Genomic DNA, 14,459 nt, shown 5'->3' with positions numbered 1-14,459 from the left:
ACCCCGTTCATATGTCCACTCTTTCAGAACACATCTATTTAGTTGTATTATAGCACACTAAAATGGTACATTAATCCATCTTTTCTACATCTGACAAGAATTTTTCAAAAATACCAACAATGTTTTCCTGATAGGCTATCGGCCTATCATTTCGACTTCAGTTTCCATGTCGATATCGTGTTTTTCTTTGATTGTCCTTTTCACCAGGTCAATCAGTTCAATCACGTCTTGAGCTTTTGCATCTCCGGTATTGACGATGAAATTGGCGTGCATTTCAGAGATCTGCGCACCACCGATCGCCTTACCTTTCAATCCTGAACTTTCAATCAATTGACCAGCATAGCTTGGTAATGGGTTCCGGAATACGCTTCCGCAGCAAGGGTGATTCCATGGCTGAGTATCTTTCCGATAATCTTTATTTTTTTGCATGACGTCTGTTATGCTCTCACGATCGCCTTGCTTAAGCTGCAAGACCGTTTCTATGCATATACCGGGTTTCTTCTGCAGGATCGAAGTACGATATGAGAAATCCATCTCTTCAGCAGTCAACCATTCTATTGAACCATCATCGAAGAGAATATGGGCTTTTTTAAGTATTTGCGACATATCAGACCCATGTGCCCCTGCGTTCATGTACACGGCGCCACCCACTGAACCTGGAATCCCACTTGCAAATTCTAGTCCAGCCATCCCTTTTCGACTCATGATTGTCGATAGTTTTACTAGTGAATAACCCCCGCCGACAAGGATTTCTTCGTCATTCTCTTCCAAATGGTCCGTACCCTTTCCAAGCTTGATGACAACTCCCTCGATGCCTTGGTCGGAAACCAGCAGATTGGATCCGCGGCCAATGGTCGTCCAAGCGACATCATTTTCTTTTACGATTTTTAGAATCTTCTTTAAAGACTCGATCGAATCTGGTTCGACGAGGACATCGGCTGGACCACCGATTTTTATCGTTGTATGTTTGGAAAGTGGTTCATTTTTTAATACTTTACCTACTTCAGCTTGTTCTAATTGTTTTGTAATATTCTCCACTTTACTTACACCACCTTATATATCTCCATACTATGATATGCACTATACATGTACATAGCTAAACATGTTCATAGTAACATTCATTTTCTATTTGAAACAAAACGATATTTAGTCGAGACTTCAAAAAAAGAAACTTGGCATCTGCCAAGCTGGTTCACACGTTAAAAAAATGATTGAAGTCCCATTTTAAAGTCTAATGGAACGATGATTTATTGTCTAGCCTAATACCTTGCATAGCGACTTATATTCAATAACACACCCAGTGCCATAAGCATCAGTGTAAGGGAAGATCCACCATAGCTTAGAAACGGAAGTGTGATGCCTGTTACAGGCATCAAGCCCGTAACCACCCCTATGTTGATCATGACCTGGATAGCAATCATTCCGATGATGCCGATCGCAAGAAGACTGCCGAACAAATCAGGTGCTCCCAATGCAATACGGATCCCTCTCCAAAGTAACAGACCAAACAAAAGGAGTACTAATGAGCCTCCTATAAATCCAAGCTCCTCTGCAAGAATAGCGAAAATGAAGTCTGTTTGCGGTTCAGGTAGATATCCGAACTTTTGCCGGCTTTGTCCAAGACCTAACCCTAACAATCCACCTGGTCCAATCGCATATAACGATTGGATAATTTGGAAACCACTACCAAGTGGATCGCTCCAAGGATCCAGAAACGAGGTGATCCTTTTGATCCGGTATGGTGCTGAAATGATCAATGCGACAAGTCCGAGTACACCAATGAAGCCCAGACCGACAAAATGGCTTACTCTCGCTCCAGCTACATAGATCATTACGATACAGGTTCCTACTAATACAGCCCCAGTCCCTAGGTCCGGCTGAAGCATGATCATTCCAAAAGCAAAGAGGACAACCCCTAGCGAAGGTACCAGTCCTTTTTTAAAAGAAGTGATTCTCTTTTGATTTAAAGAAAGATAGCGTGCCAAGAATGCAATCATTGCAAGTTTTGTAAACTCGGAAGGTTGAATGGAAAACGCTCCCACACCAATCCAGCTTCTAGCCCCTCCTCGTACCATTCCTATACCAGGGATCAAAACAGCAACTAGAAGGATAAAGCATGCGATGAGAAGCAATTTTGACCAGTTCGACCAGCTCCAATAATCGACTTGCATGATTAGGAACATGGCAATGACGCCTAATCCAGCGAAAAGCAATTGGCGCTTGGCGAAGAAAAAGGAATCCTCAAACCTGATCTCTGCCCATTGGGCACTGGCACTATATACAGTTATGATTCCTATTGCAAGCAGGGTCATCGTTACAATAACCAAAACAAAGTCTGGTGTTTTTTTAGCCTTAGGCAATCAAGACACCCCTAATCTAAAGGATTAAAACGTCCTGTTAAGAGAGTGTCCAAAAAGTCGCAAATTTGAACAACCTCTTTTACCTAAGTTTATGCACCGCCTCGATAAACATGTCCCCTCTTTGTTCGAAAGAAGGATATTGATCCCAGCTGGCACACGCTGGAGACAACAATACAACATCACCCGTGACGGAACATCTATAAGCAACAGGAACGGCTTTTTCAACATTATCAACATGTTCAATCACCTTTATTCCTGCTTCTTTAGCTGTCTTCATCAATTTTGGTGCTGTTTCTCCGAACGTGATCAACGCTTTCGTATTCTTCAAATAAGGGATCAATTCATCAAATTCATTTCCGCGGTCCAACCCTCCTGCAAGCAAGATCACTGGTTCCTCAAATGCTGATATTGCTTTCTGAGTAGCCAGTATATTGGTTGCCTTTGAATCGTTATAGAATTTTACCCCATCGACTGTCTCGACATATTGAAGACGATACTTCACCCCACTGAATGATGTTAACACGTTCTGAATTTGCTTATCAGAAGCGCCTGCTATTTTTGCAGCAGCAGTAGCAGCTAAAACATTTTCAAAATTATGTTTTCCTGGCAAGACTACTTCTTTGATTGCGATGACCGGTTCATTATTGTACACGATAAAACCATCTTTAAGGCAAGCTCCTTCAGTCAAAATCTGTTTTGTGCTGAACGGTACTTTAGTACTTTTAACTTCTTTTATCAATGAGGTGACTTCGTGATCATCTGCGTTATAGATACAGAAATCATCATCCGTTTGATTCTTGAAAAGACGTGCTTTCGCCTTGCCATATTCATCACGGCTTCCATGATAATCCAGGTGTGCATCAAAGATATTAAGAAGTATACCGATGTGCGGCTTGAAAGAATCGATCCCCATCAATTGGAAGCTTGAAAGCTCTGCTACGAGGATATCATCCAAATTCGCCTGGTCTGCTACTTCAGAAAGCACCGTGCCGATATTTCCAGCAACAATAGGATTCTTCGGGCTGCCTTCCAGCATCAGGCCTAATAATGTTGTAGTCGTCGTTTTCCCGTTGGATCCCGTAATTCCGATGATTTCAGCATCAGTCAAATACGATGCAAGTTCAACTTCCGTATAGATCGGAACCCGCTTTTCTATGGCAGCCTGAATTAATTTATTTTCATATGGTATTCCTGGATTCTTCACGATAAAATCGATTGGCTTGTCCAACAACGACAAGGGATGACTTCCGCAATGGACTTCGATTCCTTGTGCCATAAGTTCTTTCGCTTCCTTATTCTTTTCAAGTTCTTTCATATCGTTTACGACCACATTGGCACCATGCTTGACTAACACCTTAGCTGCAGCAAAACCACTTTTTGCAAGCCCGATCACAAGCACATTTTTATTATTGAGTTCATTTTTTCGCTCCATTTAGCTCAACACCTCGATATAAACGCCAAGAGCAGCTAATAACAGTCCGACGCCCCAGAAGGTAACAACGATCCGCCATTCACTCCAACCGCTCAATTCATAATGGTGATGCAGTGGACTCATCTTGAACACGCGCTTTCCTGTTGCTTTAAATGAAACGACCTGAATCATGACGGACAACGTCTCAATGACGAATACTCCACCGATAAGGACAAGTAGGAGTTCCATTTTGGTTAGGATCGCAACTGCAGCGATCGCTCCTCCTAAAGCCAGAGATCCAGTATCGCCCATAAATACTTTTGCAGGATGGGCATTGAATACAAGGAATCCTAGAAGAGAACCGACGACCGCTAGACAAAACAACGCAATACCTATTTCAAATTTACTTGAAGCCACTACCGCAAAAGCTCCAAAGGCAATTGCAGCTGTTCCGGCTAAAAGACCATCAAGTCCATCTGTCAAATTGACAGCATTGGATGCACCGACAAGCATTACGATGATCAGAATGAAGTAGATCCAACCTAATTCGATGGACCAATCTGTTCCAGGTAGAGAAAGTGTAGTCGATATCCCTGCTGCCCTCATGCCAAAATAAAAGATGATTGCAATAACGAGTTGTCCAAGCAGCTTCTGTTTGGATGTCAAACCTAGATTCCGCTTCATGACGACCTTGATGAAATCATCGATGAATCCAATGATCCCGTAACCTAAAGTGACAAACAATAGAATCATCGTTTCGATCGTAAGAAGACCAAAATACCATGATATCACTAATGTCGATAATATTAAGGAAACTATAATGACAATACCACCCATAGTAGGTGTCCCTGATTTTTTCTGATGTGATTTGGGCCCTTCTTCACGTATGCTTTGGCCGAATTTAAGACGCTTTAAAAATGGTATGAAAATCGGCGAAAGGACGACAGCTACAAGAAATGAAGCCAGAAGGGTAACAATTAATGCTGTAACCATTCTTTTTAACCCCTCCCAGTAAATATGGTTTCTGAATAGATAACGTTATTGGTTTTATGATTTCTATTATATTTGCTTTTTAATTGCTTCACGTGCAATTTCACGGTCATCGAAATCAATCGTATTGTTTCCAATGATCTGATAAGTTTCGTGTCCTTTGCCTGCAATCAAAATCACATCGTTCTCTTCGGCATTTTCTATGGCGTATTCTATTGCAGCTTTCCGATCGATGATGGTAGTGTAAGAGTCATCACCAACACCGGCCTCCATATCTTTCAGGATAATTTCAGGATCTTCTGTTCGAGGATTATCCGAAGTGAATATCGCTAGATCTGAATGGTCAACTGCGATTTTAGCCATCATAGGCCTTTTCGTTCGATCCCGGTCTCCTCCACAACCGACAATGACAGTTACTTTCCCTTCAGCAAATTCATTGATGGTTGTCAGGACGTTTTCCAAACTGTCTGGCGTATGGGCGTAATCGACAATGACAGTGTATGGTTGTCCTCCATCCACCACCTCAAATCTGCCTGGAACCCCTTCAAGTTGTTCGACAGATTCGACCATTTTTTGTTCATCCAGACCAGCTGCTATACCCGCAGTGATGGCAGCAAGGACATTGTATACACTGAATTTACCGATAAGCTTCATCTGAATATTATAGGGACCCCTCAATGTATGCAATTGAAACGTTGTCCCTCTACCGGTTATTGAAATCTCTTTTGCCATGACATCACTCTTATTCTCAATTCCATATGTCATGATTTGAGCTGCGGTAAGTTTTTTGTATTTCACTGTCGCTGCATCATCTTCATTCAATACGGCAACCTTTTTCTTCTTGTTACCATATGTATTTCCAAGTTGCGAAAAAAGAAGCCCTTTCGCCTGAAGATACTGCTCCATCGTCTTATGATAATCGAGATGGTCCTGTGAAAGGTTGGTAAATACTGCAATATCAAAATCACAGCCCCGTACCCTCCCCATTTCCAAGGCATGTGAAGAGACCTCCATGAAAGCTCCATCTACCTTCTCATCGACCATTTTTGCAAATGCTTTTTGTAAGAAGGGGGCTTCAGGAGTCGTGTTAGCGACAGGATACGTTTGATTATTGATCCTCATTTCAATCGTTCCGATTACCCCAGTACGATGGTTCTGATCTTGAAACATTTTATCCAAGATGTGTGTGATCGTTGTCTTTCCATTCGTGCCAGTAACCCCAATCAATTGTAATCGATGGGTTGGGTGATCATAAAATTGATCTGACAGCACAGCAAGGGTATGGCGGCTGTCTCTGACAAGGATGACAGGCACAGTCGTTTCTATCATTTCTTCTGCTACTATAGCCGAAGCTCCTCTTTTGACCACATCGTCAACATATTCATGGCCATCAAAATTCGCCCCTTTTATACATACAAAAAGGTTTCCTTTTTCAACATTGCGAGAATCCATTTCTATCCCGGTAATTTCCGGATTCCCCTCATTCTTCAATTGATATACAAACAGGTCCTCAAGTAATTCATTTAATTTCTTCATATCTGACAATCCATCCTTTAACTTTTCGTCCCTCTCCATTTTACTATACCTTCAAAAGAAAGTGCCAAACACTCTCGATCAACAGTCTTACTAATAGAGTACTCTACTCAGGGCTGTTGATTGAACAAGAGAATGTCTGACACTGTTACTATCCTTCAAAACTATCCATATGCTTGTTCATGCAGTAAGTACTCTAGGTTCCATTCTAATCCTCTGAGGATGTTTTGTCACCCATATATAGACGAATCGTCGAACCTACAGTCATTTTAACTCCCGGAGCAGGTGCCTGGTCGATGACAGTATCCCCTGTGCCGACAGTTTCGATTTTCAATTCATAAAATGCTTTATGAATATCTTGTCTTGTCTTTCCTTTTAAATCGGGAATTTGGATCAAAGGCTGGTCAAGCCAGGTCAATTTTTTTTCAATTTGGTCTTTCCTTTTCGGTACACCCATTGCAGGTAAGCTGTCCTCAATGATATTTCCAACGATCGGAGCGGCTACGATCCCCCCGAATTGCAAGGTTCCTTTCGGATTATCCACAGCTACATAGACTACGATTTGCGGATCATCAGCAGGGGCGAAACCAATGAAGGAAACGATATGATTATCCTTCAAGTACTGGCCGTTGACAGCTTTCTGTGCTGTACCAGTCTTCCCTCCTACACGATACCCGTCTACAAATGCGCCCTTCCCTGTCCCTTGTGCCACGACAGTTTCCAGCGCTTCACGAACTTGTTTGGATGTTTCAGCTGAAATGACGTGCCGCTTCATGTTCGGAGTCGTTTTATTTACAGTTTCCCCTGTTTCAGGATCCAACCATTCTTTGGCTACATAGGGGGTGTATAAGTATCCGCCGTTTACTGCAGCTGCGACAGCTGAGACCTGCTGGATCGGAGTCACAGATACACCTTGTCCGAAAGCAGTGGTTGCAAGCTCAAGCGGACCGACTCGATCAAGGTCGAATAAGATCCCCTTACTTTCACCTTGAAGGTCGATGCCCGTCTTCTCTCCAAAACCAAAATCATTAATATAAGAAAACAACTTCTCTTTGCCTAACCGCTGACCTAATACCACAAAACCTGGGTTACATGAATTTTGGACCACTTCTAAGAAGGTTTCACTCCCGTGGCCGCCTCTTTTCCAGCATCTCAACTTCCGGCCCGCCACTTCAATCGAACCTGGATCATGTATGGTGTCCCTTTGGAGGTCTACTTTATTTTCTTCCAAAGCAGCTGCCAACGTAATAATCTTGAAAGTGGAACCTGGCTCATAGGTACTCCACACGGGTTTATTCCGATTGTAGATCTCCTGGGGGACTTCCCGAAAATTAGATGGGTTATAGTCTGGCCTAGAGGACATCCCAAGTATTTCACCGGTTTTCGGGTCCATTGCGATTGCAACGACGCCGTCAGGGTTATACGTTGCTTCTGCAATATCCAATTCACGTTCAATGATCGACTGGACTTTCGAGTCGATGGTAAGTTTAAGATCCAGTCCATCTTTTGGTGGTTCATATTCATCTGACAAAGAAGGCATCCGATTGCCCCTGACATCAGTATAGAAAGATACATGTCCTTTTTCTCCGCTCAAATAATCATCATATTGTAGCTCAAGCCCTGTCAATCCCTGATTATCGATTCCTACAAATCCCAAGACGTGGGATAAATAGTTTCCAAATGGATAATGGCGTTTACTATCCTCTGCTATGAAAACCCCTGGAAGATCGAATCCCCTTATTTCATTCGCCTTTTGATTACTAATTTTTCTGCCTCCAGGATAAATATTGACGATTGATTCCTTTTTGGTGATCGTCTTATAGACTTCCGTTTCGCTGAGGTCCAATGCCGCTGCTAGTTTTTGCGCAGTCGCTGCTGGATCCCTTACTTGTTTCGGTACGACATACACAGTTGGAGCACTGATATTCTTTGCAATCGGGACCCCGTTCCTGTCAAGGATCTCCCCTCGTTTCGGTTCAAAAGGAACATTCCGGCTCCAAGAGTCAAGCGCCAATCCTGTCAGCCATTCCCCTTTCACAAACTGGACATAGCCTAACCGGCCCATAATCACTACTAAAAATAAGAGTCCGGCCACAAACACAAAAACAAGCCGTCTCCTTACAGTCACATTAGAAACTCGCACTTGTCCAACCTCCTCGGCAGATGAGCTCGTTTCATTTATATGCCTGTATAGAAACAGCTAGAACAAATCAGTTATTTCTTATTTCTTCCTCTTCGCTATCATTCTCGCTTTCTTGTTCCTCCTGTTGCAGCCCTTCTTGAGGAGACTTCAATTCAACGACGAGTACGGAACCTGCCTTTACAACTGAGCCTTTTTTGATACTTTGCAACGACACGAACCCGTTTCCAGTGAATTCAGGAGTCTTCAAGTCTAAAACCTGTGCGAGACGCAGGACTTCGGAGCGGGACATCCCTGTAAGATCAGGCATTTTCACGTTTCCTTCCGTCCTTAGGAAGACTTGTTCACCTTGAAGGATCATCGTATCCGCATATGGTGCTTGGCTGATGATGCGATCACCTTCCCCGAGGACTTGTACATTCATCCCTTTTTTCTCTAATTCTTTTTTTACCTCGATAGAAGATTGCCCTTCAAAATCTTCAAGTTGGAGATTGTTTGAAGTCTTCTCCGTTGTTTCTTCCACAGTGGTCTCATCCGGAGTGATGTTCAAATATTGAAGCCCACCCTGCATGACTGGATTGAAAACCTTAGATACAGGTACAGATCCTGATTCATAAGCCTCATCGTCCAGATCAGGACGGTCAATTGCAACATAAACCAATAACTTCGGATCATCTGCTGGCGCCATACCAAGGAAAGAGAAGATATAGTTGTCATGTCCACTCATTAATGCTCCGTTTTCATAGAGCTGAGCTGTCCCTGTCTTACCCGCCACATCATATCCTTCAAGGTTATAGTTTTTCCCGGTTCCATCCGTTACGACTGATCTCAATAGTTCACGGACGTGTTTGGAGGTGTCTGCAGAAATTGGACTGCCGACAACTTCAGGCTCGTAACTTTTCAACACTTCCCCGTTGTTTTTATCGACAATCTTATCGATGACGAACGGTTTCATCATCTTCCCGCCATTTGCAATCGCTGTCGCTGCCTGGATCTGTTGAATTGGTGTAATTGCAGTACCTTGGCCAAAAGCAGTAGCTAATTTTTCAATCTCTCTATTAAACTGAATTTTGGAATCTGCTTCTCCAGGGATATTGATCCCCGTCTTTTGATCAAATTCCCATCGATTTGTCAAGTATTCTTGCAACTTTTCAAATCCTAGCTGCTCTTTTGCTATTTTCGAAAAGGCTGCATTTGAGGATCTTCTTACGCCCTCATCATACGTAATCGTTCCCCATCCTTCACCATTGTTATGATCCCTAACCCTGCTATATTCTGTCTTATATACACCAGATTTGAATTGATCATTCCCATTATAGACGCCTTCTTCAATAGCCGCTGCAAGGGTGAATATTTTCATCGTCGAGCCAGGTTCAAAGGCTGAACTGATAGAGAAGTTCGTATAGTTCGTGATATCCCTTATATTCGGATTGAAGCTTGGCCGGTTTGACATCGCAAGGATTCGACCCGTTTTAGGATCTGCCACGATCGCCATCATCCGTTTCGGATGATATTCTTCTTCTACGTTATTCATCGCTTGTTCCATGAACAATTGTATCTTTTCATCAAGAGTGAGATAAACACTCGCACCATGTTTCGGCTCTTTAATGACTTCTTTTGGATCAGGTAATTTATAACCATATCGGTCACTTTGATATTTCAGGGAGCCGTCCTCTTCCTGCAAATACTTATCCAAGGACTTTTCCAATCCCATCAATCCGGTCCTGACCCCTTCCTCATTGTTGGAAGTATAACCTAGTATATGGGAAGCGAAATCCTGGTTCGGATAATACCGCTTCGTATGCCGCTGGAAATCGATTCCACTGATCTCCAACGCTTTGATTTCTTCCATTTTAGAATGGCTGATTTTACTGCCGCCCGGTCCTAATTCGACCTGGAAGGCTTCCCTGCTCATCAAATCTGTCAATCTTGATTCCGACATTCCTAGTATAGGAGAAAGTTTACTAGCAGCTTCAGCTGGATCCTTGATATGGTTCTTGTAATCCTCATTCAGAATCGCTATTACAGTATAGGAAGGAATATCTTCAGCGATCGCTTTACCGTTCCGGTCGTAAATCGTTCCTCTGTTTGCATCAAGTGAAGCTTTCTTTGTCCACTGTTCTTCCGCCATTTTTTCAAGATTGACACCCTCCGCCTGACCTGTCCAACCTAAATAAAAAAAACGCCCGATCAATAAGAAAAAGAGCAGGACAAATATCAAAGATAGAATCACTGCTCCCTTATTAATATTCGAATTCTTTTTCTCTATCATTCATACCACACCTAAACTAATTGTTTACTACTTTGATATTTTTATCATCGAACTTCATGCCCAGCTTCTGCTCTGCAAAGTTTATGATTCGTAAAGGCTCACTGAGTTCTGATTTCTTGAGTGCCAAATCATCTACTTGCTTGCTTTGTTGATCGATGCTCTGTTCCATTACTTGGATCTCTTTATTCACGGTGTACATTTCAGCATAGTTTGAAATGATGAAGATCGAAGCTGCCGCTAACATCAACGCAGCGAACGTCCAAAGGACTTTCTCCCCTTTTGTGATTTTCGATCTTTTCCGTGTAACGACATTAGGCTGTGTTTTTGGATTTTGAACATGGTCCGGTTTACTCTGTACTTGATGGGCAAGATTACTCATACTCCCTATTCCCCTTTCTATTTTCTCTTTTCGGCGATTCGTAACTTGGACGATCTCGCTCTTCTATTTTTCTCTTGTTCTCCACTGTCTGGAATAATCGGTTTCCGTGTGATCAACTTCATATTTGGTTGGTATTCATCTGGGATGACCGGCATCCCTGGTGGCAAATCCGGTTCACTGCTCTCTTCCTTGAAGACTTTCTTGCATAAACGGTCTTCAAGCGAATGGAATGTGATGACACAGATTCTTCCTTCTGGATTCAGCATTTCGATTCCGTCACGTAAAGCCTCTTCAAAAGCATTTAGCTCATCATTCACAGCTATCCGAATGGCTTGAAAGGTCCTTTTTGCAGGATGTCCACCTTTTCGCCGCGCTCTTGCGGGAATCGCTTCTTTTATGATTTCTACCAATTCGCCAGTCGTTTGAATTGGTTCTCGCTCCCGATGCGCCTCGATTTTCCTTGCAATTGATTTCGCGAATTTTTCTTCTCCATATTTGAATAATATTGAGACAATCTGTTCATACGACCATTCATTCACTACATGGAACGCGGTTAGTTCGCTCGTCTGATCCATTCTCATATCCAATGGGGCGTCTTGATGATAACTGAATCCTCGGTCTGCCTCGTCCAATTGTGGAGAGGAAACACCAAGGTCAAACAAAATCCCGTCAACACCACTTATCCCTTTTTCGATGAGTTCTTGCTTGAGATTCCTGAAATTAGATCTTATGATACTGAACTTACCTTTGTACATTGCCAATCTTTCTTTGGCATGGTTGATTGCGTGAAGATCCTGATCAAATGCATAAACATGTCCTGAAGTGAGCCGTTTCAAAATCTCTTCTGTATGGCCCGCTCCACCAAGGGTGCAATCCACATAGATGCCATCTTCTTTAATGTTCAGTCCATCGATTGCTTCTTGTTTCAATACTGTTTCATGCTCAAACATAACTGTCCCTCAATTTCCTGCTCTAACTACGATCCCTTTAAAGGTCAAAATCCATCAGACTTTCTGCAATTTCTCCAAATGAGTCCTCAGACTTGTTGAAGTAATCTTCCCAGATCTCTTTGTTCCAGATCTCGATCCGATTACTTACCCCAATTACGACACAGTCCTTTTCCAACTTTGCATATTGACGTAGTGTAGATGCAATGTTTACACGCCCTTGTTTATCAAGCTGACATTCTGCGGCTCCTGAGAAGAAGAACCTGGTGAAGGCACGTGCATCTTTTTTTGTGAATGGGAGTGCCTTCAGCTTTTCTTCAAGCTGCTTCCATTCCTCAAGAGGGTAACCAAAAATACATTGATCTAGTCCTCTTGTAAGTACGAAAGTGGTTCCTAATTCATCACGGAACTTGGAGGGGATGATCATTCTTCCCTTATCGTCAATGGTATGTAAATGCTCTCCCATAAACATATACGGGTCCCCCTCCCCACTTTCTCCCCTAAGTCTACCACAACTCCCCACTTCACACCACTTGTTTAATAATTCTCTTGCACAAAAAAAAATCCTGCTTGTAAATGCAGGATTTCCCGATGTTTTCATCGCTATTTTTTTACAGTATTGTTAGCTGAATTACGACATCATAACGGCGATGATTCCCTTTATTCCGTCCAGGTTTTTATTAATGCTGGTGATTTTTCACGAAAATGATCTATCTTGTTTGAATGACGTAAAACAATCGCGTTCGAATTAGAGTTTTATCGCTTTTGGATTCCCGTTCCATAAATAATTTTGGGCTGCTAATTCAGAAATGAAATCAAATCCGATATTATTGATGTAGTAAAAGACATTTAATACTCTCTCTTGAGGCTGTTCACCTGGGAGTAAGTGCATTTGTATATGATCGAACTTTTTCAATTCAACTTCATGTCGTTGATATATGGATTTTTCCATCCTTTGCTTCATAAAGAGGATTTGATCTTCGATGATCGTCCAATTCTTTTCAGTCAATCGATCCAGCCCTTTATCAATTTCATGAGCTGTGGTTCCCAAACGTTCATGCCCCTTTTTGAATACTTTCAATACTTGATCGATCTCTTCGCCAAGATCATGGTCTGTATTTTCAGCCAGCCATTTTTCCTTTTCGTTTAACACTCCATCAAAAACAATGTGTATGGTATCCATTTTCTTCTCCTCAATCGTCTTTTGCGTATATGGGTCCAAGAGCACAAGTGACAATCTAGGCAGGACAGGAGGCATTTTCATATCAAAATTATGGAAGACAGATTTCAAGGCACTCCAATAATTAATTTCCCCTGGACCACCTACAAAGGCTAGCGTAGGCAAGAGAAATTCCTGCATAAGCGGACGAGTGACCACATTATTACTGAGCCTTGATGGAGTTGTTTGGGCGATATTCAATAACTCTTCTTCAGAATACAGGCATTCGTTGTTTTTTCCTCGAAATGAACTATTCTCGCGTATTAACAAAACTCTAGTGTCCCGCTCTTCAATAAAGAGATGTGCATTATCCTCTTCAGATTCGATTGGCGATGCATATCCAAGATTATTAACATCTGTCAGACCTTGTTGAAAAGCATCATCAATTTTTCTGTTTTTACGGATCATGTTTTCAAAAAAGGGCGTTTCAATTTTTCGCAAATCCGGATGGTGGGAATCAAGAATCACTAAACCGAAATCACTGAAGAGTGTAATCATCAGGTAAGCGAAAAACTCAGTCAATGTGTTGCTCTCTTTAATGGCTTTTTGGATCAAATCTTTGACTTCCTGTGTGTGTTCCGTCTCTCCAAATGAACGAATCACTTCCTCAGCCCAAGGGAACAACTGATTATTATCAGCCTCTATATGAGAAACTGATCTCATCCCTTCATATAAATTCAATTTGTGTTTTTTAAGTTTCCCATCTATAGGAATGTGGATATGATTGATTTCATCAAAGTCATGATCCTCTCCAGCTATCCAGAACACCGGAATGACAGGAGTACCGAGTTGACGCTCTTTTTCCTGTGCAAAAAGGATAGTCGAAAGGCATTTATGTAGCGTATATAAAGGACCTGTCAACAGCCCCGCTTGTTGGCCTGTCACAACCACTGTCGATTGGGGGTCCTTCAACTTTTCAATATTATCGTACGTTTTGCTCCCAGCTGGCAAAGTTTGATGATATGAATTTAGATGCTTATAAAGAGCGGTTCTGGGAAAAGTTCTTTCCTGAAGGTCTTTCCACCGATCGATATAGCTCTGTTCCTCAAAAGGATTATAATCAAATAAACTTTCTACATCTGACTTTCCCTTCAGATACGCAGAAAACAGGTTATCTTTATTTTGAAAAGGTAGCTCAAGCACTTTCATACATTTCTTCCTTTCTTAAAAACACGACAGACGCTTTGCGAATATGAGTATAGCAAATT

The 14,459-nt window shown here is 42.1% G+C and carries 11 protein-coding genes; all 11 read right to left on the bottom strand.

The annotated features are described in order from the left end of the window. Positions 1-135 precede the first annotated feature (135 nt). The 11 genes from murB to bshC all read right to left on the bottom strand — a co-directional run bounded on the left by murB (position 136) and on the right by bshC (position 14,400). Entirely contained in the window at positions 136-1,038 is a 903-nt protein-coding gene (murB, locus tag ACJROX_RS11455; protein WP_408010892.1) for a UDP-N-acetylmuramate dehydrogenase, read from the bottom strand. 221 nt (positions 1,039-1,259) lie between these two features. Beyond that, positions 1,260-2,360 carry a stage V sporulation protein E gene (gene spoVE, locus ACJROX_RS11450; protein ID WP_408010891.1) on the bottom strand — a complete coding sequence of 367 codons (1,101 nt, stop codon included), beginning with the start codon at positions 2,358-2,360 and terminating at the stop codon, positions 1,260-1,262. 79 nt (positions 2,361-2,439) lie between these two features. Next, on the bottom strand, positions 2,440-3,792 hold the full coding sequence (gene murD / locus ACJROX_RS11445) for a UDP-N-acetylmuramoyl-L-alanine--D-glutamate ligase (RefSeq protein WP_408010890.1): 1,353 nt from the start codon (positions 3,790-3,792) through the stop codon (positions 2,440-2,442). Continuing rightward, positions 3,793-4,764, bottom strand: coding sequence for a phospho-N-acetylmuramoyl-pentapeptide-transferase (gene mraY / locus ACJROX_RS11440; protein ID WP_408010889.1), 972 nt, complete (start codon positions 4,762-4,764; stop codon positions 3,793-3,795). A gap of 66 nt (positions 4,765-4,830) precedes the next feature. Next, the gene (locus tag ACJROX_RS11435) at positions 4,831-6,297 is read right to left on the bottom strand and encodes a UDP-N-acetylmuramoyl-L-alanyl-D-glutamate--2,6-diaminopimelate ligase (RefSeq protein WP_408010888.1); all 1,467 of its coding nucleotides are present in this window, start codon (positions 6,295-6,297) and stop codon (positions 4,831-4,833) included. A gap of 205 nt (positions 6,298-6,502) precedes the next feature. Further along, complete coding sequence (locus ACJROX_RS11430; RefSeq protein WP_408010887.1) at positions 6,503-8,437, bottom strand: stage V sporulation protein D; 1,935 nt, start codon at positions 8,435-8,437, stop codon at positions 6,503-6,505. A gap of 67 nt (positions 8,438-8,504) precedes the next feature. Then, on the bottom strand, positions 8,505-10,706 hold the full coding sequence (locus tag ACJROX_RS11425; RefSeq protein WP_408010886.1) for a penicillin-binding protein: 2,202 nt from the start codon (positions 10,704-10,706) through the stop codon (positions 8,505-8,507). A 16-nt stretch (positions 10,707-10,722) separates the two neighbouring features. Next, positions 10,723-11,085, bottom strand: a complete 363-nt coding sequence (gene ftsL / locus ACJROX_RS11420) for a cell division protein FtsL (protein WP_408010885.1) — start codon at positions 11,083-11,085, stop codon at positions 10,723-10,725. 17 nt (positions 11,086-11,102) lie between these two features. Then, entirely contained in the window at positions 11,103-12,035 is a 933-nt protein-coding gene (gene rsmH / locus ACJROX_RS11415; protein ID WP_408010884.1) for a 16S rRNA (cytosine(1402)-N(4))-methyltransferase RsmH, read from the bottom strand. Positions 12,036-12,072: 37 nt separating this feature from the next. Continuing rightward, positions 12,073-12,504, bottom strand: coding sequence for a division/cell wall cluster transcriptional repressor MraZ (mraZ, locus tag ACJROX_RS11410; protein WP_221564088.1), 432 nt, complete (start codon positions 12,502-12,504; stop codon positions 12,073-12,075). A 276-nt stretch (positions 12,505-12,780) separates the two neighbouring features. Then, positions 12,781-14,400 carry a bacillithiol biosynthesis cysteine-adding enzyme BshC gene (gene bshC / locus ACJROX_RS11405; RefSeq protein ID WP_408010883.1) on the bottom strand — a complete coding sequence of 540 codons (1,620 nt, stop codon included), beginning with the start codon at positions 14,398-14,400 and terminating at the stop codon, positions 12,781-12,783. Between the last annotated feature and the right edge of the window lie 59 nt (positions 14,401-14,459).

Origin of the sequence: Pseudalkalibacillus sp. A8 (genome assembly GCF_045920555.1) — a bacterium.
In the GTDB taxonomy this organism is placed as follows: domain Bacteria; phylum Bacillota; class Bacilli; order Bacillales; family Fictibacillaceae; genus Pseudalkalibacillus.
This window is presented reverse-complemented; position numbering and strand designations above follow the sequence as displayed.

Excerpts from the sequence above, each read along its gene's own strand:
- murD (WP_408010890.1), bottom strand. The coding sequence starts at position 3,792 with ATGGAGCGAAAAAATGAACTCAATAATAAAAATGTGCTTGTGATCGGG.
- mraY (WP_408010889.1), bottom strand. The coding sequence starts at position 4,764 with ATGGTTACAGCATTAATTGTTACCCTTCTGGCTTCATTTCTTGTAGCT.
- ACJROX_RS11435 (WP_408010888.1), bottom strand. The coding sequence starts at position 6,297 with ATGAAGAAATTAAATGAATTACTTGAGGACCTGTTTGTATATCAATTG.
- ACJROX_RS11425 (WP_408010886.1), bottom strand. The coding sequence starts at position 10,706 with ATGATAGAGAAAAAGAATTCGAATATTAATAAGGGAGCAGTGATTCTA.
- ftsL (WP_408010885.1), bottom strand. The coding sequence starts at position 11,085 with ATGAGTAATCTTGCCCATCAAGTACAGAGTAAACCGGACCATGTTCAA.
- rsmH (WP_408010884.1), bottom strand. The coding sequence starts at position 12,035 with ATGTTTGAGCATGAAACAGTATTGAAACAAGAAGCAATCGATGGACTG.
- mraZ (WP_221564088.1), bottom strand. The coding sequence starts at position 12,504 with ATGTTTATGGGAGAGCATTTACATACCATTGACGATAAGGGAAGAATG.
- bshC (WP_408010883.1), bottom strand. The coding sequence starts at position 14,400 with ATGAAAGTGCTTGAGCTACCTTTTCAAAATAAAGATAACCTGTTTTCT.